This window comes from Flavobacterium sp. SORGH_AS_0622, assembly GCF_030818825.1.
GTDB lineage: Bacteria > Bacteroidota > Bacteroidia > Flavobacteriales > Flavobacteriaceae > Flavobacterium.
Map to the genome: position 1 here is coordinate 3883907 of NZ_JAUTAX010000001.1, position 25916 is coordinate 3909822.

A 25916-nucleotide genomic window follows, 5' to 3' on the forward strand; every position below is an offset into this window, starting at 1 on the left:
TACTTTGTTTAAAATTATTGGAAATTAACTTCAATGTCTGGCAATGGCACAACATATTGAAGTGCTCCCATAGTTATGTTTCCAGAAGCTGCTGAGCCATTAGGAACTGTAGCACTATTTATTCTTTTATAGTAAAAGAATAGCTGTCCCTCGCCAATAAATTCTTTTTTATACTCTTTTGTAACTTCTGTAGTAACATTTGCCGTTGCAGCCAAATTTGTTAAACCGCGATTAAAACGAAGTGTATTTAAAAAAGCAATTCCGTCGGCTGGTACTGGTGCGGTTTCTGCAGCTATCAAGTACATTTCTGAAAGTCTTATCATAGGAATCTGCAGACGAAATAGCTTTGTTTTTGTCTCTACATCTTCATATTTGTAAAAAGTTTTTTGCGTTTTTCCACCAACAGCAGGAACTTTCCAGCTTGGCAGGCTTCTGTAATCATTATCATTTGATTCAAAAACAGCTGTTAATCTGCTCAATAAAGGCGAATAAATAGCTTCATTGGATAGATTATAATCAAATAAAGCTTTTTGTTTTGTATACAATCTGTAATCACTTAAAGCGAAAAAGTTTTCAGAAGAAAAAATTCGATCTGGATTTGAAGCATTTGTGGCTTCTAAAAATGGAGTCCATGGAAAAAATGTCGTCGATTTAGTAAAGTTAATTACTTCATTTGCTACTGCAGAAGCCCCTGTTTTATCTCCAGAATATAATAACACACGTGCTTTAAGGCATTTTACTGCCAAATAATTCATTCGTAAACCTCTATTTGCAGAATAATACGGATTAGCATCAAAATCAGTAGTAGCATTATATTTTCCTGAAGTCAAAATTGGATCTTTTTTTAATAATTCTAAGGCTTTATCCAAATCAGCCAGAATCTTAGCCACAACATCTTTTGCAGAAATCAAAGGCTGATTTGCAGTAACGGCAGTGTCATAATAAGGTATTGCAGGAAGCGAAGGATCAACTTTATAGATTGGTCCATATAAACGAAGCAGATCAAAATGAAGCATTGCTCTAATCCCGATTGTTTCTCCTTTTAAAAGATCGGCTTTTTCCTTTGAAACAATTCCTGCATGTTCATCCATGCTTTCTAAAAATTTATTGGCATACAAAATAGTTTTATATCCTGTTTCCCAAATATCAGAGAACACTCCTTTAGGATGACTTTCTGTATAAGAATACGATGCTATTTTACTTTTAGAGGTATTGTTTGTCATATTATATTGTTGCCCTAAAATTTCTACAGCATCCATTGTCAGCTGTCTTCCGTAAAGGTCATCAGATACCAGACTTAAATAAAGTCCGTTATGCACATTCTGCATTCCGGCTTCATTTTCAAATATTTGATTTTCTAAAATTTTATCCTGAGGCGTTACATCCAAGAAATCACTGCAGCCTGTCGCTAACAATGCAATCAAGATGATTAATGCTATTTTATTTAAATACTGTTTCATAATTTCTGTATTAAAATGATACGTTTATGCTTAAAGAATAAATTCTTGAAAAAGGATATTCAATTCCTCGCTCAGCTTTTATAGTCGAAACTCTAAAAAACTCATTTGCATAAGCATTGAATGCTAAACCAGCTAATCCTGATTTATTAAGCCAAGCTTTGTTGGTTACGCGATATCCTAAGCGAAGCGATTCTCCTGATATATAATCTGCTTTTTGAATAAATCGAGACGAAATCGGTGTTTCGTTTGTTAAGCTTATAGCCTTAAATTGTGCGATTTGTCCTGGAGTTGTCCATCGGTCTGTAAACGCTCTGGCATCTTGATTATCAAAAATATTACTTGAGCTGATATTTTCGACTTTGTCATATAAAGCAGTGTTGAATTGATCTGCTCCAAAACTGTAACGGATGAATACTCCTAAACTGAAGCTTTGGTAATTAACACTTGTAGAAAAAACACCTGTTGCAATTTCTCTTGAATTACCCATGATTCTTTCATCATTTTTATCTAAAATAAATGTAGTTTCTCCATTTTTCTTCAAGAAAACTTCTCTTCCTGTAGCAGGATCAATTCCTAATGAAGGCACTGCCCAAAGATCATTTGTGCTGGCTCCATCATAAAATCTTGTCAGACTGGTTGTTTTTTTGGCCGCATCATTTAATGAAGCCAAAGCATTATTAAAGCCTCCTAATTCATTTTCATTTGTAGTCGCTGTTAATCCAACTCCCCAATAAAAATCAGATTTAGCATTATTAATAATAGTATAATTGGCTTTAAGCTCTAAACCTTGAGTAGTGATATAACCAATATTTAAAGGATAAGCGGTAACTCCAGTTGAAGCCGCAAGATCGATTTCAACAATTTGTGGAGAAGTTCTACGTCTGTAAGCTCCCAAAGTTGCCGTCAATCTGTTTCTAAACATTGCCAAGTCTAATCCTAAAGACAAATCTTTTGTTTTTTGTGGCTCTAAATTGATGTTTGCCAATTGCGAAACGTTTAATCCGGCGCCAAAAATATTAGTATTAGGATCATAAGTATAAATATCATGTGAAGCAAAACCAACAAGATTTTGATTTCCTGTCTGACCAAAATTTGCACGAAGTTTTAAGATATTCACGACATCCACATTCATGTTAAATTCATAGTTCATATTCCATCCAATACCGATACCATAGTAAGGTGAATATTTTTTATTTGTTCCAAAATTGGTTGCTCCGGAAATTGTCTGAGTTAAATCAAGCAAATATTTTCTATTGTAAGCATAATTCAGCTGATTGGTTAAATCAACGCTTCGCACCATTTCATTGTAATTTCCAGGTTTTGAATCTTTCTCAAATCCAAAAGCAAAGCTAGGATTGCCTTCAACTCCTAATGGGAATCCTCTTAAAATAGAACTATAAGATCCATATCTTGTTTCTAAAGCCGAAGCTCGCAACGTGTAAGTAACAGAGTGAACATTATTAAAAACATTTGAATATGTCCCTCCAATATTTCCATTCCATTTATTAGTCAGATAATCTTTTCTCTCATAACTTCCTTTTTCTGTTGGAATATCTGAAATGAATTGCGTGTTATCTGGCGAAACGAATTTTGTAGATGTAGTCTGCAATCTAGAAACCGATAGTGCTGCAGTTGTTTTTATATGAGGATTAATGTCATAATTAATAGCAAAGTTGTTTGTGAAATTAAAATCTACACTCTTGTCAAAGCTGTTTAAACGAACATTATATAAAGGATTCTCTGCCTGATTTACATAATCGTTTACAATTGGATTTCCCACAGGAATATTAGTTCCATCTAAATAACGTGTTGGAACTCCATTTTCATTATATTTTTCATAATACGGACTTGCTTTTGCCCAAGTAGCAAATGAGCCATAGGGAGATTCCTGATTATTACCTCCTGAAATAAAGAAGTTATTATTGAAACTTACTTTTTTCTTTTTATAAATCAAGTTGGCATTGTATCCCCAAGTATTATGCTCAGAGCCTTTCATTGTTCCGGATAAAGATTTGTAATTTCCGGCAAGATTGAATCTAAATTCGTCTGATCCTCCGCCAATTGACAAACTGTGTCCCGAAGTAATTCCCATTTGAATAGGCTCATTCAGCCAGTAAGTATCAACACCACGACGCACATTTGCCAGACGCTGGTTATAAATTTCATCCCACTTAAATTGTGTAGCATAGTCGCCAAGACGCTTTATTACATAAGCGCCAGAAAGTCTTTCGAATTCTAATTTCTGCTCCGCATTCATTAAATTATAAACACTTAAATCTGCCAATTCATAAGATGAATTATAGACATAAGAAATTTGTAATTTTCCAGGAATTGGTTTATTGGTCTCGATAACAACAACTCCGTTTGCAGACCGTGAACCATATAATGCCGTAGAAGCAGCATCTTTAAGAAGCGTAATATTGGCAATTCTATTAATATCTAAATCAACAACTTGCTGTAATGTAGTCGGGAATCCGTCTAAGATAAACAAAGGTTGATTTGGATCTTCTTTAAAACGATCATTTACTTGATTTACAGATAAACTGGTCTGTCCTCTCACTTCGATTACTGGCAAAACATTTGGGTTTGAACCTGCAATGTTATTGTTTAAAACCATAAACGAAGGATCTAACGTTTTTAAGGCCTGAACAACGTTTTGAGTCGAAACTTGTCGTAATTCCTCACCTTTATAAGTAGAGACTGCTCCTGTAATTAATTCTTTTTTACGAACCGTAACCCCTGTATTTACGACAACACCTTCTAATTGTTTGGTCTCTTCGGTAAGAGAAACATTGATTACCTTTCTGTTATTTACGGCAACAATCTCGGCTCTGTGTCCAATATAAGTAAATAATAAGATTCCATCATTTGGCGCTGTAATTTTAAATTTCCCGTCAAAATCTGTTTGGGCAGCTGCATTTGTACCTTTAACTTTTACGTTAACCCCTGGCAGCGGTTCTTTTTTCTGATTGGTTACAACACCAGAAATTTCTATATTTTTAGACTGCTGTACTACAACTCTTTCTGGACGAACCTCTTTTACAACAATCGTATTTCCATTTGCAAAACTAAAGTCAAAATCTTTACTTGTAAAAGTCGCTTTTAAAAGATCATTTACCCTAATTTTTCCCTTTTTTAATTGTACTCTCGGTAATTTTTTAAATAAATCTTCCTGATAAATAAAAGTATAATTTGTTTGCTGCTTGATAATGTCAAAAACTTCGTCAACAGACACCATTTTATCAGCTGCAATTACAACTTTTGTGTTTTGTGAAAATAGATTTACGGGAGAAAAACCAAAAATTGTAGTACAAAACAAGAAGATAAAAGTTCTCATAATGTTAATAATTAGCCTCTTTCTCAAATAGAAATAGGCACTGGTTAATTTAAATTTCATAAATTTACATGTTAATTGGTTGGTTGGTTGTTAAAACTGATTAATTGATTAATACACAGAAAGGGATGAAGTGCAGTACGGTGAGAGGTCTAAACTTTAATCCCTTTTCTTTTTATTTTATAATAATCTTATTGTCTTTTTTCTCATAGGCATTAATAAAATTGATGTTTTTGATGGTCGTTAATATGTCTTCTAATTTTTGATTTTTATTTAAAACTCCATTAAATTTTACGTTTCCAAGAGCTGGATCAGCAAACACAATATCAGCATCGTACCATCTAGAAAGTACTCTTGCAATATCTTTTAGAGGCATTCCTTTAAACACAAATAATCCTTTTCTCCACGAAATTTCGTTGTAAACATCTACATTAGAAACCGTAATATTTCCATTATAATCAGTTATTCTAGATTGTTCGTTTGGCGCTAAAATTTGTTTTTTACTTGCATTACTTACCGCAACTATCCCTTTTACCAATGTGGTATAAATAGTAGTTTCGTCTTTGTAGGCTTTAATATTAAATTCTGTTCCAATTACCTCTACATTTTGACTTTGAGTTTTTACTTTAAATCTTGAACCTTTGTGTTTGGTGCTTGGCGAAACTTCAAAATAGGCTTCTCCATAAACCAACTCTACTTGTCTGGTTTCGCCATCGATAAATGCAACTGGATATTTTAGCTGAGATTCAGAGTTAAGCCAGACTTTAGTACTGTCGGCTAATTGAACAAAAAATTGTCCGCCTCTCGGAATCGTTAAATAATTGTTTGCGATTGCGGCAGGTTTAGCATCTTTTGAATTGTAAATCAATTTTTCTCCGTTACTTGAAGCATTCCCCTGCGTATACGATTTTCCTTTTTCTAAAGCAATTACAGAACCATCTTCTAATGTCAGAGTAGCTTTGTCGCTGCCAATTAGAATTTCTTTGTGGGCAACTGCCGGCGTTTCTATTTTAAGCGGATTTGTTTTACTAATGAATAATGAAATCGAAATCAACAATAGCAGTGATGCTGCCATCGCCATTAGTTTAAAAGTCGTTTTAGTATAAAAAGGCTGAAGAGGAATAATTTTATTTTCTTCAGATTGAAGTGCATTTTGAAGACGCGTTCTCATTTTGAGTTCCATTTCTTCTTTAGAACCCAATGCATCGTCCCAATCTTGTGCGGTTTGAAAACTCTCGTAATAATTCAATAATTTATTATTCTCCTCGAGAGTGGTATCCCCGGAAAGATATCTATTTAGCAGCACTAAAAAATCCTCTTTTTTCATTTTTTTTATATTAATTCTGGGAGTTATTAAGTAAGTATCCAAAAAGACACATACCCCCTAGTCCAAATCGTATTTTTTTTGATTTTTTTTGAAAGACAACTAAAAAAGAAGAAAAACCACGCATCAACAATCTAATCACTGCATTATTTTTTTGCTAAAAGATATTTTTTGAAAGCCATAAAATCATCGCCATACTCATACTCTCGCCCATAGAAGATCTTATAGTATGCAGGGCTTTTGTAATATGGTTTTCGACGGTTTTTGTAGAAATATTAAGTCGTTCGGCAATTTCTTTATGACTCAGTTGTTCTTCACGGCTTAATTTATAAACCGCCTGACATTTTTCGGGAAGCGATTCGATAATTAAATTGAGCTGCTGAACCAATTCGTCGTGCATTAACTGCGTTTCGGGAGTAGTTGTTAGAAATCGTTTTTCAAGATCATCAAAAAGTTCGACATGTATTTTGTCTTTATTTTTTCTTAAATGATTAAAAACCTGATATCTGGCGCACGCGTACATGTAGCCTTTTAAAGAAATATGAATTTCAATTTTTTCTCGATTGTGCCAGATATTCATGAAAATATCCTGAATAATATCTTCGCACAATTCTTTGTCTTTGATGACATTATAAGCAGACATAAAAAGCGCCTGCCAAAATTTATTATACAATTCTGTCAAAGCCGATTCATCGCCGTCACGAAGACGATCAATTAAAATTTGATCTTGATTTAAGGTAAGAGTCGACAAATGAATGATGGTTTACGAAATTGAATAATTCGCAACAAACATAATAAATTTAGCCAATAATCCTAATTTGTTCTCGACAACACAATTTTATATTTGCTATAATTCTTAATTTTAAAAACAACTAAACGTTAAAAAATCTTTAATCTAAAACACAAAATACATTCTTTTTTTCAACTTAAATGAATTCTTCAATTAAAATAAAATGGATTTTACAAAATATCAAATTCAAACCATTATTAAGTTAAAATTGTATTTTTATTAAATTTCAAAAAAATGCCGTAGCCAATTTCTTTAAATCTAAAATTGAAATTTTTTATCTTATTTTTTCAATTGAAACTCTGCTTAAGCTTTAGAAATAAAAAAAATCTGCTGCAGAAGAATCCACAGCAGATTTTTTATCTGTTCAAATTTTAGAAAAGAATTAAAACGTAATGATTTTAATTATTTCAAAGGATTTTCTTTAACATCTTCATTCGTTAGAACAAAACAGAATAAACCTTAATTTTGCAGCAAAATAAACAGCAGATGAACCTGAATGATCTTACCGTAATCGATACCGAAAAAATTGCTTTAGATGATTTATTCTTTAGTAATGAAAACAAATCTGCCCTGCTTCAGATTATTAAAGAACATCAATATTTTGAGGAATTAAAGAAATACAATCTTAAAGTTGATAATAAGATTTTATTGCATGGAAGTTCAGGCTGCGGTAAAACTACGACGGCAAAAGCAATTGCAAATACTTTAAACAAAAAGATTATAATCATCAACCTCAGCACTATAATCGACTCTAGAATTGGTGAAACTTCTAAAAACTTAAAAGCAATTTTTGACAAAGCCATTCGCGAAAGAGCCGTTTTATTTTTAGATGAATTTGACCAAATTGGTAAAAGCCGCGACAGCGATGATAAAGATGTCGGCGAAATGAGACGATTGGTAAATACTATAATTCAGCTTTTTGATTATTTCCCTTCTGATAGTTTACTGATTTGTGCCTCGAATCATTACGAAATAATCGACAGCGCTTTATTAAGAAGATTTCAGCTTCGTTTGAAATATGAAATGCCATCTGAAAACCAGCTGAATATTTATTACGATAAAATTTTAGACACTTTTCCAGAGCATTTTCAGAATATAGAAAGACGTTATGCTATTTCCTATGCTGAAGTTTTAGATTACATTAATACTTCGATGAAAAAGCAGATTATTGCTGCTTTAGATTCAAATAATAACAAATAAAAATTTTAAAATTTATTTGTTTCTGAGAACGTTTGATTTTCATTTTTTAATCCCCTGACATATCAAACGTTCCTACGGAACGTATTTGTACTGGCTGCTATTTTTTTACCAATGAAACGTTCCCAAGGAACGTATGCTATCATAACAAATTTTACTTTATATACAGACATTCAGAATGAATTGGCGTATAACTAAAAAACCCGCTGTAAAAATACAGCGGGCTCTTTCACTTGGGTGGAGTTTTTATAGTGATATAAATAGTGTACGAAATATTACAATCCTCTTGTTAACCATCCTCTTTTGCTGGCAGTTGCTATCGCATAAGGCGCAATCCAGAACAAACTGAAAGTGTAAAAAAGGCTGTATGAATATGCCCAGAAAGATTCTGCAAGCGTATATCTTTTTGCATAAAATAGCATTGTGAAACTAGAGAAAATCAAAATTGCCATTAAGGTCGAGCTTAAAAATAATATTGGGTGTACCGCAATAAAGAAGAACATAAATAATAGGAACGGATATGTCATTAAAATTTTGAAAGACTGATTTAAAAAGAAAAATCTTGCTCCAAATTTTGATTCTTTTCTAAAATCTTTAAAAGCATATTTAGCCATCATAAGATTTTCACGAACATTGCTTCTGCTCCATCTGATAAACATTTTGTACAATCCTTTATAGTCTTCTGGAACATTAGTCAACACAACTGCATTTCTCTGAAACAATACATGAAAACCTTGTTTCAAGATCATATTTGTCATAGCACGATCTTCTCCAATATCTGAAGGCTGTCCCATAAAAGTTTGGTTGATCCATTCTGGCAGACAATTAAATACTGCATCTCTTCTATAGGCTGCTAAAGCTCCAGGAGTACATAATACTGCACCTGCTTCACTTTCTGCAGAACGTTGAAATTCAAAACTCATTACGAAGCTTACATTCAGCATTTTTGGTAAAATAGCTTTTTTATTATTCAAAACCTGAACGTTTCCTGCAACAGCACCGCACTTTTTGTTTACTACAAACGGACTTACTAAGTTTCTTAAAGTATCTTTTTTAACGATAGAATCACTATCTACTGTTACAAAAATTTCACCTGTTCCTAATTTAAATCCTCTGTATAAAGCATGGCGTTTACCTGCATTTTTAGGTTGTTGGAAAATAGTTACACGATCTCCTAATTTTGCTTTTGCTTCCTGCATCCAATACCAAGTATCATCTTTACTTCCATCGTCAATTGCTAAAAGCTGTAATTTTTCTGCTGGATAATCGCTTTCTGCAAGACTCATTAAAGTATCCCAAACTAATTTTCCTTCATTATAAGCTGGAACGATAATCGTACAAGTTGGCAATAAATCGTCTGATACAGATGGAATTGCTTTATATCTTAAATACAAATAAGAACTGTACAAGAAAACTCCTGTTTGGTATAAGAATAAAATTGTAGTTATGATTAAAAATGGCAGTCCCCAAGTTGAAGCAATTCTTTCAAAGTGGAATTGTTCAAAATCGTCTTGTAATTGAACTACCAAATACACACCTGCAATCATTAATAAAAATGTTGCAATAAGAACTGCTAATCCAAAAGGACTTGTTGGTCTTTCTACGTGTATTTTTTGTGATTTTTCTTTAGTTCCAAAAAAAGAACTGTTTAATGCTTTTTCGCTGATAACCGAACTGCTGTTCGAGTAAAATTGTTCTGAGATAATTGTTTCGCTTTCCATGCTTATACTCCTGTTTGATTTCTTTAATATGGCTTTTAGTAAAATCTTTTCTTCTCCTTTTATTTGTTTCTCGTATGGGGAGAAATAATAAAAAACAAACGCATCAAAGATTTTGACATAAACACAATTTGCAAGCGTCGTGCCAATAAGGTTTAAAACTGATGTAGAGGCTTTTAGCGAAATCAGGCCAAAAAAGAGTGTATAATTATTTTACACTTTGTGCATATAGTATACAGAAAAACGGAAAATTTCAGAGTTTAAAGTCAGATTTAAAAAGGGTCTTGAAGAGTATTATTGCTCCCTTTTAACAGGATTTCTTTTTAGGATTAATTAAGAAATCAAAACTCAAAATAATGTAGAGTGAAAAACATCTAACAATAATTAATAACGTAAAATTTAAAATAAAATTGCAGGAGCTATTTTTTTTCTCTTTTCAAAAAACATTCTTCACAAAAAAACAGGAATTCTTACTTAAAAAAGTTAAATTTAGCCAAATAAAAAATTAATAATAAATTTTAGGAGACTAAAAGCAATGAATATAAAGCATTACAATCTTTTATTAGCTGATGATGATGAAGATGACTGCGATTTTTTTAAGGAAGCCCTCGATGAGATTCCCATTGAGACCGCTCTTTCCACAGTTAATGACGGTGTGCAGCTGATGGATTATTTAAAAACTAACGCTTTAAACCTTCCAGATGTTCTTTTTCTTGATTTGAATATGCCTCGAAAAAACGGTTTGGAATGTTTAGCAGAAATAAAAGGAGACGAAAAACTGAAAGATCTGCCCATAATAATTTTCTCAACCTCCTTGGATACTGAAATTGTAAACAACTTGTATAAAAAAGGAGCATCATTTTATATTAGGAAACCAGGTGATTTTTCTAAATTAAAAAAAGTTATCGAAAACGCACTGACGAACGCATCAGAGAACAATTTTAAACAGCCCGAAAGAGCAAATTTTATATTGCAACCCTAAATCTTCTTTGGAAATGAACCGAAAAAAAAAGGAACATTATTTTCTGTCCGAAGGAGGAGAAATGGGCAGTTTGATACGTTCTAAGGATTGGAGCAAAACGCCTTTGGGCGATCCTGAAAAATGGCCGCAAAGTTTAAAAACTATGACGGCAATGATGCTTAATAATCCTTTTGGGATGTACATTGCTTGGGGAAAAAATTATACTCAATTATATAATGATGCTTTTCTGCCAATTTTGGGCGCAACCAAACATCCAGAAGCATTAGGTGGAAGTCCTCAAGTAACTTTTGCCGAAATCTGGGATATTACCGGTCCTATGTTCGCCGATGTAATGAAAGGAAAAGCAGTAAGCTATCCCGATTTTAAAGTATTTCTATCTAGAAATGGGTATACAGAAGAATGCTTCTTTGATTTTTCATACAGTCCAATAAAAATAGAAGACGGATCTATTGGCGGTATTTTAGTTACCGTAGTCGAAACTACAGACAAGAAAATTGTTGCAGATGCTTTACAGCAAAGCAATGCTCGATTTGTAAACAATATTATGCAGGCTCCAATTGCAATGTGCATTTTTAGAGGCGATAATTATGTGGTTGAAATTGCCAATGAGCAAATGATCGAACTCTGGGGAGCAAATGCAGAAAAAATAATCAATCGACCTATTTTTGAAACTTTTCCTGAATTTAAAGAGCAAGGTCTCGATGAAATTCTTCAAAACGTTTATCAAAACGGAAAAAAAATCACGACTAATGAACGTTCTGTTCAATTAAATAGAAATGGTCAAACCGAAAACACTTATATCAATTTTGTATATGAAGCGCTTAGGGAAAGTGACGGCACTATTTCTGGTGTTGTGGCAATTGCTACCGAAGTAACGGCTCAGGTTTTGGCTCGTTCAAAAGTCGAAGAAAGTGAACAAAAGATAAGACAATTGGTCGAAAATGCTCCTTTTCCTATTGCAGTATATGTTGGTAAGGAAATGCGCATTGAACTTGCCAATGAATCAATTATAAAAATTTGGGGAAAAGGTAACGACGTAATCGGTAAAACGTACAAAGAAATTCTTCCGGAGCTGCATAATCAATCTGTATTTGAACAAGTCGCAATGGTTTATGAAACCGGACAATCTTTCCATTCTAAAAATACACGAATCGATATTGTAATAGATAATGTATTGCAGCCATTCTACTTCAATTATAGTTTTACACCACTGTACGATACAAATGGTAAAATTTATGCGGTAATGAATACTGCTGCAGAATTGACAGATTTGTATTTGGCCAAACAAATAATTGAAGAAAACGAACAAAATTTAAGCAGCATGGTGCATCAAGCACCAATTGGCATTTGTTTACTTGATGCTGATACTTTGATAAGCGAAATTGTAAATGACAGTTTTGTAGAAGTCGCTGGAAAAACTTACGATGAAATTGCTGGAAAATATTACTGGGATGCTTTTGCAGAAGTTAAACCTTTTTATGAAAAAGAACTGCAGAAAGTAATTATAGAAGGAATTCCTTTTCATGCCAATGAAGTGGAAATGGTATTAATCAGGCATGGCAAAAAAGAAAAAATATACGTAACTTTTGTTTACTCTCCACTAAAAAACATAGAAGGCAAAGTAACTAAAATCGCAATTTGGGTTCTAGACAACACAGCGCAAGTCACTGCCAGACAAGAAATTGAAGAAGCAGATAAACGCTTTAGAAACACCGTTAAACAAGCTCCTGTAGGAATTACAATTTTACGCGGACCTCAGCATGTGGTAGAAATGGCGAATGAGTCTTATCTAAAATTGGTTGCACGCGAAGAAAGTACTTTTGTGGGCAGACCTCTGTTTGATTCGTTACCTGAAGTAAAAGATACTGTTGGCTCTCTTTTAGATAATGTTTTTACTACTGGAATTCCTTATTATGGAAACGAAATGCCTATTCCATTAAACCGATATGGAAAACAAGAAATTTGCTATTTTGATTTTCTTTATCATCCGCTAAGAGAAGAAAATGGAGAAATTACGGGTATTATCGTAACCGTAACTGAAGTTAGTGAAAAAGTAGAAACCCGTAAAAAAATTGAACATAACGAAGATCGGCTTAAAATTGTTGTTGAAGCCAGTGAACTTGGAACTTGGGAATTAAATGTCAAAACTAGAGTTCCTGCTTATTCTCAACGTTATCTTGAAGTTATTGGTGGTTACAAAGAAGATGTTTCTTTAACGCATGAAGAATTATTGGCACATCTTCATCCAGATGATATGCATATTCGAAACAAAGCATTTAAAGATGCTTTAACTAATGGTTTGCTGCATTATGAAGCTCGCGTAATCTGGATCGATCAATCGATACATTGGGTTGAGGGAAAAGGCAAACTTTTTTATGATGAAAATAATGAACCCGAAAAACTAATTGGAACGGTTAGAGATATAACGGAAGAGAAAAAATACCAGCAGAAAATTGAAGATAGCGAAAAAAAATTACGCAATCTTATTATGCAGTCTCCAGTTCCTAAAGCCATTTTAAGAGGAAATAATTTTGTAATCGAAATGGCCAATTTTGCTCTTCTAAATAATATTTGGAAAAAAGGAGAAGCTGATGTTCAGGGAAAAAATATTTTAGAATTATTTCCAGAACTTAAAGAACAGAAATACGCCGAATTACTAAAGAAAGTTTACGAATCTGGAGAAACTTATTCTGAATACGAATCGCTGCTTTTTATTAATGATCTAAATTCTGTTAATCAATTTTATGTTGATTTTGAATTTGCACCGCTCCGCGAAAGCGATAATTCTATTTCTGGAATTAGAATGACACTTATTGATGTTACAGAAAAAGTAGAAGCCCGAAAAAAAATCGAAGAAAGCGAGAAAAGATTCCGTTCTCTAACCGAAAGTATTCCGCAGCTAATATGGGAAACAGATGCAGAAGGTAATTCTTTGTTTACTTCTGGAAGATGGCAGGAATATACTGGTATTCACCCAGATCTCGACGACTCGTGGCAGTCTATGGTACATCCAGATGATTTTGAAGAAAATATCAAAATCTGGAAACATTCGCTTGCAACAGGAGAATTATATCGATGCGATGTTAGAATGCGAAGAAAAGATGGAAGTTATAGATGGCATACAGCTATTGGAGAACCAATTTACGATTTAGATAATAAAATTATAAAATGGGTGGGAGCCTTTACAGATATTCATACTGAAAAAGCATTTACACATGAACTTGAGCAGCAAGTTACAGCGAGAACAAGAGAATTAATTCAGATCAACGAATCGCTTCAAAAAAGTGAAGAACGTTATCATTTAATGGTTGAAGAAGTTCAGGAATATTCTATTTTATATTTAAATCCAGAAGGAATTGTTGAAAATTGGAATGTTGGGGCTGAAAAGATAAAAGGTTACAAAGCAGAAGAAATTGTTGGTAAATATTTTGCCATTTTTTATACCAAAGAAGATCAAGAAAATCACCTTCCAGAAAAACTTTTACAAATCGCGAGAGAAAAAGGAAAAGCAATTCATGAAGGCTGGCGTGCACGAAAAAATGGAAATTTATTTTGGGCAAGCGTTGTGATCACAGCGGTTCATAATAAACAAGGTGAGGTTATTGGTTTTTCGAAAGTGACGCATGATTTAACAGAGAAAAAAAGAGCTGATGATACATTAAAAATGAATGCTTTGGAATTGGAGCAAAAAAAACAATGAACTGGAAGAAATGAATAAAGAACTTCAGTCATTTGCATATATTTCAAGTCATGATTTGCAGGAACCGCTTCGTAAAATCCAGACTTTTGCTTCTCAGATTATGGAAAAAGAATCTGAAAATTTATCTGAAAGCGGAAAAGATAAATTTAGAAGAATGCAAAATGCCGCGCAGCGAATGCAGACTCTAATTAATGATTTACTAGCTTATTCTAGAACTAATGTTCAAGAACGTGTATTTGAAAAAACAGAACTTTCTAAGATAATCAACGAAGTAAAAGAGGATTTAAAAGAAGAATTGGAACAAAAAAGTGCCATTATCGAAATGGGACAAACATCAGAAGTTGATATTATTCCGTTTCAATTCAAACAATTGTTGTACAATTTGATAAGTAATTCATTAAAGTTTTCAAATCCAGAAATTCCAACTGTCATTAAAATTAACAGCGAAATTAAAACTGGAAAAGAATTTAAAAATGAGAAACTCATTCCAGCTAAAAACTATTGCCATATTAAAGTGTCAGACAACGGAATTGGTTTTGACTCTCAATACAATAAAAAAATATTTGAAGTTTTCCAGCGACTACATGGCCGAGACCATTATAACGGAACTGGAATTGGCTTAGCAATTGTGAAGAAAATCGTAGAAAACCATAACGGATTTATAAGTGCTTCGGGCGTACAAAACGAAGGAGCTTCTTTCGATATTTATATTCCAGTAAGCTAAAACTTTAAATCGAATTCATAAAAAAACGGAAAATAACTTTAAAGCTATTTCCGTTTTTTATTTTTTTTAAAAGAAAACTAATTATCTAGTATAAACAGTAATTACACCAGTTGCTTTATCTTTTAATTTAAGTTCTTTGTTTGTAAGGTTCATAATATCACTAGTTGTAGTAATACCACCAATAGTAACAGTTAAATCATTATGAGATCTTACATAAGTTCCTGTAGTTTCTACCAATGCACAATTACTTCCATTATAATCACCATACACTGCTGCATTACTTAATCTTAGATCTAAATAATCTCTGTTGCATCCTGGTGCGTTTGCTGCGGCATCAACCAATACTTCTTCAGTACCAACAAGTGTACCTGTTTTGCTTAAGTTGTATTTTCCTTGTAATGGAACAATTGTTTCTCCTTCGTTATCATCGCTGCTGCAAGACGTTGCAAACATTCCTAAGCCTAAAGCCATTGCAAATAATATGTTTCTACTTTTCATGTTGATTTGTTTTTATTATTGAATTAATTTAATAATGCTAAATTACAGGGATACACTTACAAAAAATTCTATGATTTCAACAAAATCTTACATAAATCGCATTTTAACGAAATTTTATTTTTTTACATACTTTGATATAATATACTTTGTAACAGGCTTTAAAGGACGATTATTCTCGGGATGCCTTCCATGACCATTAAAAAAGTCGACTCCATTTTCAGTTTTTGCATACCATACAAATGCATCTCAGTTTTGCAAAAAAATATCATTTCAATGAAAATTGTCGAGGTTTAAGTTCCTGCAGTCATGGAGTGGTCAAAAAAACGCTTAAACAGGCACAAGGTCTTAGATTGACACTTTGTGGATGGGAAGATTAATTTATCTTCCCTTTTTTTTATTTAATTATTTGATAATAATCACTTTACAATAAATCCACATTAGTTTTATTAATTTGATATAAAACTAATCGTTATGAAATTCTTTAACCTAAAATTCCTGATATCATTCAAAGAATGGCTTTTTTTAAGAGCTATGCAATCTTCTTTCCTTCATTAATAAATCATTTAAAAATAAAGGAAAGTACCATTGAATGAATAAAGTTGAAAACTCATTTTTGAACAAAAACCAATTTGGTGAAGATTTCTTGTGGGGTGTTTCTACCGCCGCTTTCCAAATTGAAGGAGCACATGATTCTGACGGAAAAGGTTCTTCTATCTGGGACGTTTTTACTTCTCAAAAAGGGAAAATAAAAAACGGACATCATGCCCTAACCGCCTGCGATTTTTATAACTCTTATCAAGATGATATTAATCTGATTAAGGAATTAAATATTCCGAATTTTAGGTTTTCGATCAGCTGGCCGCGAATTATGCCAACTGGAATTCATCCTGTAAATCAAGCTGGAATAGATTACTACAATAAAATTATCGATTCGTTACTTGCATCTGGAATCGAACCGTGGATTACACTTTACCACTGGGATTTACCGCACGCTCTCGAAGTAAAAGGAGGCTGGACAAACCGCGAATCGGTTTCTTGGTTTTCAGAATATGTGGAGGTGTGCGCGCAGCATTTTGGCGATCGTGTTAAAAATTGGATGGTAATTAACGAGCCTTCTGTTTTTACCGGAGCGGGTTATTTTTTAGGAATTCACGCACCTGGAAAAAAAGGAATTACCAATTATCTAAAAGCGATGCATCATGTTACTTTGGCAACAGCTGCGGGCGCAAAGATATTACGAAACCGAGTTCCTGATGCGAATATCGGAACTACATTTTCATGCACCCATATTGAACCTGCAACGGAAAGTTCTAAAGATATCGAAGCCGCAAAACGTGTCGATACTTTACTAAACAGAACTTTTATCGAGCCTATCTTAGGCTTAGGTTATCCGCAGAAAGATCTTCCTGTGCTAAAAAAACTCAACAATTATATTCTTGAAGACGATTTAAACAATCTCGATTTCGATTTTGATTTCATAGGACTGCAATGCTATACTCGAGAAGTCGTAAAATCGGCAATGCTGATTCCGTATATTGGTGCCGAATTGGTCAGCGCCGAGAAAAGAAATGTGATTGCGACCGAAATGGGCTGGGAAGTTTATCCGCCTGCGTTATATCATGTTTTGAAAAAATTCAATGCGTACGAAGGAATTAGAAAAATTATCATCACTGAAAACGGTGCCGCTTTTCCAGATACAGTTACAAACGGAAAAGTTTTTGATATCAAACGAACACATTACATTCAAGATCATTTAGAACAGATTTTAAAAGCTAAAAGTGAAGGTTTGAATGTTGAAGGTTACTTTGTGTGGAGTTTAACCGATAATTTTGAATGGGCTGAAGGTTACAGCGCCAGATTCGGATTAATTCACGTTGATTTCGAAACACAAAAACGGACTATAAAAAACTCCGGTTTATGGTTTAAAGATTTTTTATCTTAACCCCTATCTTAAAAAACACAAAAGCCTTTCGCAATTAAACTGTGAAAGGCTTTTTTTGATTTAAATATGATCGAATTGATCAACGCAATCTATATTTATAATTTTGTTTTAAGATTCCGATATGAATCTTACCATTCTGTTTTAAGTGAGCCGTTACAAGAATATATTTTTCCTCAGGGTAATTTATATCATAGCTAAAGGTGGTGTCTTTTACTTTTATTTGAAGCAGATGTTTTCCATCATCAGATACTGATAATGACGCTGTCTCATAAGTAGGCATTGCATCTGATGCTTTTAAATTGATGTCTTTAACTTTCTGCTTATCAAGAAGCACTTCCAGCTTTAAGTTATCAAGTTTCATATTTGTGGGCTGTTCAAACGAGACAACATATTTTTTACAACCGAATGTGCAAAAAACAATTAATAGTATAAGAAGCTTTTTCATAAAAGATATTTTTTAAATGATAATTACTAGAATTAAATCTATTGTAATGTTTTATAAATATAAATAATTTTATCACAATTCAGTTATAAGAAAAAGGCAAGTTTAAGTGTCTCAAAAATTCATAATTGACGACGAAAAAAGTCAAGAAAAAAAACATGATTTTGAGTAAAAAAAATCGTTATTTTATTGATAATCATTAGGTTTATCGGTATTTTTTTCTTATCTTTAAGCTATAAATAACAGATAATATATGCCAAAAAACAAACTTTTTCAACGCCTTAATTATTCCCTTAAAAATTATTTTTTTTATCTCTTTTCGCATTTTATTTTTAAAAATGCTTTCCAACTTCATTTAGAAATTTTGTTTTCTAATCTTTTTTCTGCACCAAACATAAAAGTGCAGAATATACCGAAGCGACCGCTTCAATTTCTTTCTTAATTATTTTAGAATTGACAATTTAAAAGATTTCCTCTTTAGGATATTCTTTCGACTCCTCATTTTCATTTCCCAAAAAACCAAACGTAATTCTATGATTTATTTCTTGTTTTGCAACGATTTTACTTGTTCAACTATCAATCTCAATTTATTGATTTCTTCAATACTCTATTTTCTATCTTTTTTTAATCATTCAAGGCAACTTTTTCAGGACTTTTTGCATCTATTATAATATAGGTCAGATTGGTTTTATATTGAAATAACATGTTCTAACGAACCTAAATTACTATGCCTTGTATTTTGATTTAAGGAATTCTCGGGAATCTCTGGGAAATGCGGGAATTCTGGGAATACCTTATCTACAGTGGCCTACAAACGCCTTTACTTTGCCATAGAAATTAGTTCAAGTTTTGTCTGCAGACTAAAACAAATGTATAAACTAATTAGTTCTAATTAGCAGTGTGGAAAAACCGTAAGATCGATTCTATTCGGGAAGTATAAATAACATCTTACAGTCCTACACGCTCTACTTCCCAAAATCAATTTGGTATTGTCATAAATAGACTCTGGATAATTCTGGACAGCAATACCTATGTCTAATTTCTAAATTAAATTAAAATGAAAAAACTAATACTGTTTATCGCTTTTGCGTTAATATTCACGATATTTTCTTGTACTCCTGATGAATACGAGACTCAAACAGAAAAGAAAATTGAAAAGGTTACTAAACCTTTACAAGCTGGTGATGCAGATCCTGATGGTCCTGGTGATGGAGGTATCAAGAATCCACCACCAAAAGTTTAATAAATATATATTTTAGTATCTAATTAATTACTATTTTCGGGGAAAGTAAATTTGTATGTTACGGTCCCCGTTTTTTTATTTTATTATACTTCTTTTTCTTTTTTCCTGTCAAGAAAAAAAAATCATTAATACTCACACAGACTCTATACGAAAAGAAGCCCTTACATTAAGAAATAAAGGAATAGAAAATTCCGAGAAACAAAACTTTAATACTGCTTTTTATGAGTTTAATAAATCTAAAATACTTTATGAAACTTTAAAAGATAGTGCCAATATCGGATATATCCTTATTGAAATGGCTTGTATTCAGCAAGTGAATGGAGATTATTATGGTAGTAAGGAAACAGTAACAGAAGCATTGCCATATGTTAAAAAAAACGCACAATATTTAGCTAGTATAAATAATAGGCTAGGCATTGCCGACAAAGAACTTTCTCTTTATGATGATGCTATTCTTTACTATAAAAAAGCAGTTGATGGTTATACGAGTCCTGCTGGGAAACAAATGTCTTTAAATAATATTGCTGTTGTTTATATCCAACAAAAAAAATATGATAAGGCAATTATTCTTTTAGAATCTCTTTTAAATAAAAAATTATTAAAGGAGGAAGCTGAAGAAGCAAAAGAATCTATAATATTAGATAATCTCGGTTATGCGTATTTTAAGAAAGGAATGGATGAAAAAGCATTCCGTTTAATGGATGAAGCTCTTCAAATAAGAAAAGACGATAAAGATACTTACGGAAGCATCGAAAGTTATCTACATCTTGCGGATTACTATTCTAAAAAAGATCTTCAAAAATCAGATGAAAATGCTCTTGCTGCTTATAACATTGCTACAAAACTAAACAGCGTTGACGAAAGACTCGAAGCGCTTCAAATTCTAATTTCAAATAATCATAGTTCTCAAGACACCAAATATGTGCAAAAATATTTTACACTAAACGACAGTATTATTAAGATTAGAAATAACTTCAAAAATAAGTTTGCTAAAATTAAATACGATTCTAAAAAAGAAAAAGATGAAAACGAAAAACTTCGTTTGGAAAAAGCAGAAAATCAATTGTTTCTTCAAAGAGCCAAATACATGCGAATTGTTTTTGTAATTGTTTTTGTTTTTTTAGTCATTTTAATAGCAATTTTAATTCGTTATTATAAAAATAAAAACAAGGCTATAGAATTTAAAACTTCGTACAATACCGAAACTAGAATTGCTAAAAAAATCCACGACGAATTGGCAAACGATGTATTTCATGTAATTGCTTTTGCCGAATCTCAACCCTTATCTCAAGAAAACACTAAAGAAAATCTATTACAAAAACTAGATGATATCTACGGGCGCGTGAGAGGAATTTCAAAAGAAAACAATAAAATTGATACCGGGGTAGATTTTACCAGAAGTATAAAAGAAATGCTATCTACTTATAATACTAGAGAAAGGAATATCATGGTTACTAATTTAGAAAGTGTAAACTGGGAAACTATAGATGATGTAAAAAAGATCGCTATCAGCCGAATTTTACAGGAATTGATGGTCAATATGAAAAAACACAGTGAGGCAAACCTTGTGGTAATAAAATTTGACAGTGACCCAAAATCAGTCTTAATAAACTATACCGATAATGGTAAAGGCTGTGAAAAAACTAAGATGATAAAAAATGGTCTCCAAAACATGGAAAGCCGCATTCAGGCTGTTAAAGGAACTATAGATTTTGATACAGAACCGGGTAAAGGTTTTAAAGCAAAGATTTCAATGCCAAAATAAATTAAAATTAGAAATGTAAATAGATTCAAATTTAATTTAAAGAAAAAGGCCTTTCAGAATTTTACTTCCAAAAGGCCTTTTTTCTACAAATTAATTGGCAATATTATTTCCAACCGCCGCCTAAGTCTCTATAAACATGGACAGCAGCATTCAATTGTTCCTTTTTAGTATCAACCAATTCTAGTTTAGCTTCTAATGCATCTCTTTGTGTCATCAAAACTTCGAAATAATCAACTCTTGCAGATTTAAATAAATCGTTAGAAACGTCAATAGAAGTATTTAAAGCTTCTACTTGTTTCGATTTAAGATCATATCCTTTTTGAAGATTATCAATTTTAGACAATTGATTTGAAACTTCTAAATAAGCGTTTAAAACGGTACGATCGTAATTATATAATGCTTGAAGTTGTCTTGCATTTGCACTTGCAAACTCCGCTTTAATTGCATTTCTATTAATCAATGGTGCAACAAGATCTCCCGCTAAAGAATATAAAAGAGATTCGGGCATTGTAAGCAAATAAGATGGTTTAAAAGCTTGTACACCTATTGCAGCAGAAATATCCAAAGATGGATAAAACTCAGCACGCGCTACTTTTACATCTAATTTTGCAGCTACTAACTCCAATTCTGCTTGTTTCACATCTGGGCGATTAGCTAATAATTGAGATGGAATTCCAGAACTTACAGCAGCTGGAAGCAAACTTAAGAAATTAGTATTGCTTGTTCTTTTAATCTCCTGTGGATATCTTCCCAATAAAAAGTTGATTTTGTTTTCAGCTTCTTTTATCTGCTGCAAAATATCAAACTCCATACTCTGTGAAGTTAAAACCTCTGCTTCAAACTTCTTAACTCCTAGTTCTGTTGCTCTTGCAGCCTGCTTCTGAACTTTTACAATTTCTAAAGCGTTAGTCTGCAATTTGATCGTTTGTTTTACAATATCCAACTGATTGTCTAAAGCTATTAATTCATAATAAGAATCTGCAACTTCTGCAATAAGGTTTGTAATAACAAAGTTTCTACCTTCAACAGTAGCTAAATATCTGTTTAAAGCTGCTTTTTTAGAATTACGAAGTTTTTTCCAGATATCTACTTCCCAATTTGCATAAGCAGAGATTGTAAAATCTCCCAGCGGATCTGGTGTTTCTACACCTGGTTTAATTTCTGTTGTAGCATCACCGGCACCCTGGCTGGTATATCTACCTACTTTTTCTATTCCAGCGCCGGCGCGAACACCAACTGTTGGTAATAAAAGTCCTTTTCTTACTCGAATGTCATTCTTAGCGATTTCAATTTCTTGTAAAGTGATATTCAGCTCCTGATTATTTTTCAGGGCAATATCAATTAAATCAATAAGATTTTGATCTTTAAAGTAATCTTTCCAATTTAAAGCTGCCGTATTATTGTTTGCATCCTGAGCTTGAGCCGTTGTACCAAATGACTCAGGAACTGGTGTGCTTGTGGTAATTGCTGCCTCAGGTGCAGGGGCTTTACACCCTGCAACCGTAAGACATATTCCTAATGCAATACCATATTGATATGATTTGAATTTATACATGATTGTTATCAATTTCTTCTGTTAATGGATTTTCTTCTTCATGTTTTACTAGTTTGTGTTTCTCAGCAATCTTAGCGAATATGAAATACAATCCAGGAATCACGAATACACCACAAATAGTTCCTATAAGCATACCTCCTGCAGCTGCTGTACCAATAGTTCTGTTACCAATTTTACCTGGACCAGTTGCAAAAGCAAGCGGTAATAAACCTGCAATAAAGGCAAACGAAGTCATCAAGATTGGACGGAACCTTGCTTTAGCTCCTTCCATTGATGCTTGTAAAACTGATAATCCTGCTGCGTGTCGCTGAATCGCAAACTCTACAATTAATACCGCATTTTTACCCAATAAACCAATAAGCATTACCATTGCAACCTGAGCATAAATGTTGTTTTCTAATCCTGTTAATTTTAACAGAAGGAAAGCTCCAAAAATACCCGCTGGCAAAGAAAGAATTACCGATAATGGAAGGATAAAACTTTCGTATTGAGCAGCTAATACTAAGTAAACGAATCCTAAACAGATCAAGAATACCCAGATTGCCTGATTTCCCTGAGCTACCTCATCGGCAGAAATACCTGCCCAGTCAATGTCATATCCTCTTGGTAATTTTTCGGCCGCAATTTTCTGAATAACTTTAATCGCTGTACCAGAACTATAACCCGCAGCTGGTGAACCACTTATTTGTGTTGAGGTATACATATTATGACGTGTAATTTCAGAAAGACCATACACTTTTTCTAGTTTCATAAAAGCAGAAAAAGGTACCATTTCATCACGATCATTTTTTACATACAATTTTAAGATATCATCTGGCTGTGCACGATATTCTGGCGAAGCCTGAACGATTACTTTATAGTTGATACCAAATTTGATAAAACTGATTTCGTAGTTACTTCCCACAAGAGTTGACAAAGTATTCATGGCATTTTCGATAGAAACACCTTTTTGCTGTGCCAAGTCATTATCGACTTTCATCATGTATTGAGGGAAACTAGAACTGTAAAAACTAAATACGTTTGATAATTCCGGTTGTTTATTCAATTCAGCAACAAAATCGTTATTTACTTGTTCCATTCTCTTATAATCAACAGAACCTGTTTTATCTAACAAGCGAAGCTCAAATCCTCCGGCAGCACCATATCCTGGTACAGCAGGCGGTTGGAAAAATTCGATATTCGCTCCTGTAATATCTTTACATTTTTCCTCCATTTCATGCATAATCTCAACAACAGATTCTTTTCTGTCACTCCAATCTTTCAAGTTCACCAAACAAGTACCAGAGTTGGCTCCTGTACCTTCAGACAAAATCTCATAACCTGCTAAAGAAGAAACAGATTTTACTCCATCAATATCTTCGGCAATTTTTTGAACTCTCTCTGCAATATTATTAGTTCTTTCTAAAGACGAACCTGGAGGAGTCTGAATTACGGCATAAAACATTCCCTGATCCTCATTCGGAATAAATCCTGAAGGAACAGAACTGCTTATCAACCATGTTCCAGCACAGAAACCTAAAAGTGCCACAATAGTAACAACTCTTCTGTCAACAATTTTACCTAATAGATTTTGATATTTACCTTGCGCTAAATTGAATTTATCGTTAAACGCATCTATAAATCTATTTGCAGGGGTTTTCTTTTTAGGCTGACCATGATTGTTTTTTAACATCATCGCACAAAGTGCCGGTGTCAATGTCAAAGCCACAATACCAGAAAGGATAATCGCAGTTGCCATAGTTACAGAGAACTGTCTGTAAAATACTCCAACAGGACCAGACATAAAAGCAACAGGAATGAATACCGCTGCCATCAAGAATGTAATTGCGATAATTGCTCCTGCAATCTCGTGCATGGCTTTTTTGGTTGCTTTAAATGGAGAAAGATGTTCTTCTTCCATTTTGGCGTGAACGGCCTCGATAACTACAATCGCATCATCGACGACGACTCCAATTGCCAATACCAAAGCAAATAATGTAATCAAGTTCAACGAAATATCGAAGAATGTCATGAACACAAAAGTTCCTACCAACGATACTGGTACCGCAATTGCAGGAATAACTGTCGAACGCCAGTCTCCTAAGAAAAGGAAAACTACCAAACCTACCAGAATAAATGCTTCAACCAAAGTATGGATTACTTTTTCGATAGAAGCATCAAGGAATTTAGAAACGTCATACGAAATTTCATAATCCATTCCTTTAGGAAATCTTTGCTTGATTTTTTCCAGTTTAGCTTTAACTTCTTCAATAACCTGATTCGCGTTACTTCCAAAAGATTGTTTCAATACAATAGCCGCAGATGGTCTTCCATTCAAATTAGAATAGATATCGTACATCGAGCTTCCAAATTCTACTTTAGCAACATCTTTTAATCTCAAAAGCTCTCCATTTGGATTTGCTTTTACTACAATATTCTCGTATTGCTCTTTTGTTGTAAAACGTCCAGAATATTTCAATACATATTCAAATGCCTGAGAACGTTTACCAGAGCTTTCTCCTGTTTTACCTGGGGAAGCTTCCAAACTCTGACTGGATAATGCTTCCATTACCTCATCAGCAGAAATTTTATAAGCCAGCATACGGTCTGGTTTCAGCCAGATACGCATTGCATATTCACGTGTTCCTAAGATATCTCCAGAACCAATACCATTTACCCTTTTCAATTCTGAAAGAACGTTGATATCGGCATAGTTATACAAGAACTTCATGTCGGTATTTTTATCTGTACTGTAAAGGTTCACGTACATCAACATACTTGGTACTTCTCGTGTAATTTTGATACCTTCTCTAATTACTAATGGAGGTAATTTATTAGTAACCGAAGCCACACGGTTCTGAACGTTAATAGCTGCCTGATTCGGATCTGTTCCTAAGTTAAACACCACTTTAATTGTAGCTTCACCATCATTTCCTGCGTCAGAAGCCATATATTTCATTCCTGGAACTCCATTTAAGGCTCTTTCTAAAGGAATAACAACAGCTTTTACCATCAATTCACCGTTAGATCCCGGGTAATCTGCGGTAACGTTCACCATTGGCGGTGAAATGGTAGGGAATTGTGTAATTGGTAAATTCAATACAGACAAAATCCCTAAAAAGACAATTATCAACGATATCACTATCGACAATACTGGTCTTTGAATAAATTTATTAAACATTTTTATTTTTTTTAATGATTAAACTAAAAGGAAATCAATAAGTTACTTGCAAATATTAGTACTTTCAAAATAAACTGAATAC

16 protein-coding genes are annotated in these 25916 nt (G+C 33.2%); 7 read left to right on the forward strand and 9 right to left on the reverse strand.

Going from position 1 to position 25916, the window contains the following annotated elements:
* Positions 1–14 precede the first annotated feature (14 nt).
* The 4 genes from QE431_RS16345 to QE431_RS16360 form a co-directional block, all read right to left on the reverse strand.
* Complete coding sequence (locus QE431_RS16345) at positions 15–1460, reverse strand: RagB/SusD family nutrient uptake outer membrane protein (protein WP_307297771.1); 1446 nt, start codon at positions 1458–1460, stop codon at positions 15–17.
* 10 nt (positions 1461–1470) lie between these two features.
* Positions 1471–4797 (reverse strand): SusC/RagA family TonB-linked outer membrane protein, encoded by a 3327-nt coding sequence (locus QE431_RS16350; RefSeq protein ID WP_307297772.1) that lies wholly within the window; start codon positions 4795–4797, stop codon positions 1471–1473.
* A 172-nt stretch (positions 4798–4969) separates the two neighbouring features.
* Entirely contained in the window at positions 4970–6121 is a 1152-nt protein-coding gene (locus QE431_RS16355; protein WP_307297774.1) for a FecR family protein, read from the reverse strand.
* A 154-nt stretch (positions 6122–6275) separates the two neighbouring features.
* Positions 6276–6869, reverse strand: a complete 594-nt coding sequence (locus QE431_RS16360) for an RNA polymerase sigma factor (protein ID WP_157848509.1) — start codon at positions 6867–6869, stop codon at positions 6276–6278.
* A 525-nt stretch (positions 6870–7394) separates the two neighbouring features.
* Between QE431_RS16360 and QE431_RS16365 the strand changes: the two genes are divergently transcribed.
* A complete protein-coding gene (locus QE431_RS16365) occupies positions 7395–8108 on the forward strand; it encodes an AAA family ATPase (RefSeq protein ID WP_307297776.1) in 714 nt (237 codons plus the stop codon).
* 272 nt (positions 8109–8380) lie between these two features.
* Here QE431_RS16365 and QE431_RS16370 read toward each other — a convergent pair whose 3' ends face one another.
* Entirely contained in the window at positions 8381–9826 is a 1446-nt protein-coding gene (locus tag QE431_RS16370; RefSeq protein WP_307297778.1) for a glycosyltransferase family 2 protein, read from the reverse strand.
* A gap of 532 nt (positions 9827–10358) precedes the next feature.
* Between QE431_RS16370 and QE431_RS16375 the strand changes: the two genes are divergently transcribed.
* Genes QE431_RS16375 through QE431_RS16385 form a run of 3 tightly spaced genes read left to right on the forward strand, consistent with a single transcriptional unit; the run spans position 10359 to position 15229 of the window.
* Positions 10359–10805 carry a response regulator gene (locus tag QE431_RS16375; RefSeq protein WP_057116760.1) on the forward strand — a complete coding sequence of 149 codons (447 nt, stop codon included), beginning with the start codon at positions 10359–10361 and terminating at the stop codon, positions 10803–10805.
* A 13-nt stretch (positions 10806–10818) separates the two neighbouring features.
* Positions 10819–14505, forward strand: a complete 3687-nt coding sequence (locus QE431_RS16380; protein ID WP_307297780.1) for a PAS domain S-box protein — start codon at positions 10819–10821, stop codon at positions 14503–14505.
* Positions 14474–15229 (forward strand): ATP-binding protein, encoded by a 756-nt coding sequence (locus QE431_RS16385; RefSeq protein WP_307297782.1) that lies wholly within the window; start codon positions 14474–14476, stop codon positions 15227–15229. The genes QE431_RS16380 and QE431_RS16385 overlap by 32 nt, the downstream gene beginning before the upstream one ends.
* Before the next feature lie 81 nt (positions 15230–15310).
* Here the strand turns inward: QE431_RS16385 and QE431_RS16390 are convergent, their stop codons facing one another.
* The gene (locus QE431_RS16390; protein WP_057116761.1) at positions 15311–15727 is read right to left on the reverse strand and encodes a lipocalin family protein; all 417 of its coding nucleotides are present in this window, start codon (positions 15725–15727) and stop codon (positions 15311–15313) included.
* A gap of 589 nt (positions 15728–16316) precedes the next feature.
* Here QE431_RS16390 and QE431_RS16395 point away from each other — a divergent pair.
* Positions 16317–17669: a GH1 family beta-glucosidase gene (locus tag QE431_RS16395; RefSeq protein WP_307297784.1), complete on the forward strand. Its 1353-nt coding sequence runs from the start codon at positions 16317–16319 to the stop codon at positions 17667–17669.
* A gap of 79 nt (positions 17670–17748) precedes the next feature.
* Here QE431_RS16395 and QE431_RS16400 read toward each other — a convergent pair whose 3' ends face one another.
* Complete coding sequence (locus QE431_RS16400) at positions 17749–18114, reverse strand: hypothetical protein (protein WP_307297787.1); 366 nt, start codon at positions 18112–18114, stop codon at positions 17749–17751.
* Positions 18115–19168: 1054 nt separating this feature from the next.
* On the opposite strand from QE431_RS16400, the gene QE431_RS16405 reads away from it, so the two are divergent.
* Both QE431_RS16405 and QE431_RS16410 read left to right on the forward strand, forming a co-directional pair.
* Positions 19169–19354 (forward strand): hypothetical protein, encoded by a 186-nt coding sequence (locus tag QE431_RS16405; protein ID WP_307297790.1) that lies wholly within the window; start codon positions 19169–19171, stop codon positions 19352–19354.
* A 295-nt stretch (positions 19355–19649) separates the two neighbouring features.
* Positions 19650–21119, forward strand: a complete 1470-nt coding sequence (locus QE431_RS16410; RefSeq protein ID WP_307297791.1) for a tetratricopeptide repeat protein — start codon at positions 19650–19652, stop codon at positions 21117–21119.
* Between the two features lie 103 nt (positions 21120–21222).
* Here the strand turns inward: QE431_RS16410 and QE431_RS16415 are convergent, their stop codons facing one another.
* Both QE431_RS16415 and QE431_RS16420 read right to left on the reverse strand, forming a co-directional pair.
* Positions 21223–22674 carry a TolC family protein gene (locus tag QE431_RS16415; RefSeq protein ID WP_057116767.1) on the reverse strand — a complete coding sequence of 484 codons (1452 nt, stop codon included), beginning with the start codon at positions 22672–22674 and terminating at the stop codon, positions 21223–21225.
* Entirely contained in the window at positions 22667–25834 is a 3168-nt protein-coding gene (locus QE431_RS16420) for an efflux RND transporter permease subunit (protein ID WP_057116768.1), read from the reverse strand. The genes QE431_RS16415 and QE431_RS16420 overlap by 8 nt, the downstream gene beginning before the upstream one ends.
* Between the last annotated feature and the right edge of the window lie 82 nt (positions 25835–25916).

What these genes read in the sequence shown, in the direction of transcription:
- QE431_RS16390 (WP_057116761.1), bottom strand. Translation starts at nt 15,727, where the DNA reads ATGAAAAGTAGAAACATATTATTTGCAATGGCTTTAGGCTTAGGAATG.
- QE431_RS16355 (WP_307297774.1), bottom strand. Translation starts at nt 6,121, where the DNA reads ATGAAAAAAGAGGATTTTTTAGTGCTGCTAAATAGATATCTTTCCGGG.
- QE431_RS16375 (WP_057116760.1), top strand. Translation starts at nt 10,359, where the DNA reads ATGAATATAAAGCATTACAATCTTTTATTAGCTGATGATGATGAAGAT.
- QE431_RS16350 (WP_307297772.1), bottom strand. Translation starts at nt 4,797, where the DNA reads ATGAGAACTTTTATCTTCTTGTTTTGTACTACAATTTTTGGTTTTTCT.
- QE431_RS16415 (WP_057116767.1), bottom strand. Translation starts at nt 22,674, where the DNA reads ATGTATAAATTCAAATCATATCAATATGGTATTGCATTAGGAATATGT.
- QE431_RS16385 (WP_307297782.1), top strand. Translation starts at nt 14,474, where the DNA reads ATGCTTTGGAATTGGAGCAAAAAAAACAATGAACTGGAAGAAATGAAT.
- QE431_RS16345 (WP_307297771.1), bottom strand. Translation starts at nt 1,460, where the DNA reads ATGAAACAGTATTTAAATAAAATAGCATTAATCATCTTGATTGCATTG.
- QE431_RS16420 (WP_057116768.1), bottom strand. Translation starts at nt 25,834, where the DNA reads ATGTTTAATAAATTTATTCAAAGACCAGTATTGTCGATAGTGATATCG.
- QE431_RS16370 (WP_307297778.1), bottom strand. Translation starts at nt 9,826, where the DNA reads ATGGAAAGCGAAACAATTATCTCAGAACAATTTTACTCGAACAGCAGT.
- QE431_RS16395 (WP_307297784.1), top strand. Translation starts at nt 16,317, where the DNA reads ATGAATAAAGTTGAAAACTCATTTTTGAACAAAAACCAATTTGGTGAA.
- QE431_RS16380 (WP_307297780.1), top strand. Translation starts at nt 10,819, where the DNA reads ATGAACCGAAAAAAAAAGGAACATTATTTTCTGTCCGAAGGAGGAGAA.
- QE431_RS16410 (WP_307297791.1), top strand. Translation starts at nt 19,650, where the DNA reads ATGGCTTGTATTCAGCAAGTGAATGGAGATTATTATGGTAGTAAGGAA.
- QE431_RS16365 (WP_307297776.1), top strand. Translation starts at nt 7,395, where the DNA reads ATGAACCTGAATGATCTTACCGTAATCGATACCGAAAAAATTGCTTTA.
- QE431_RS16405 (WP_307297790.1), top strand. Translation starts at nt 19,169, where the DNA reads ATGAAAAAACTAATACTGTTTATCGCTTTTGCGTTAATATTCACGATA.
- QE431_RS16400 (WP_307297787.1), bottom strand. Translation starts at nt 18,114, where the DNA reads ATGAAAAAGCTTCTTATACTATTAATTGTTTTTTGCACATTCGGTTGT.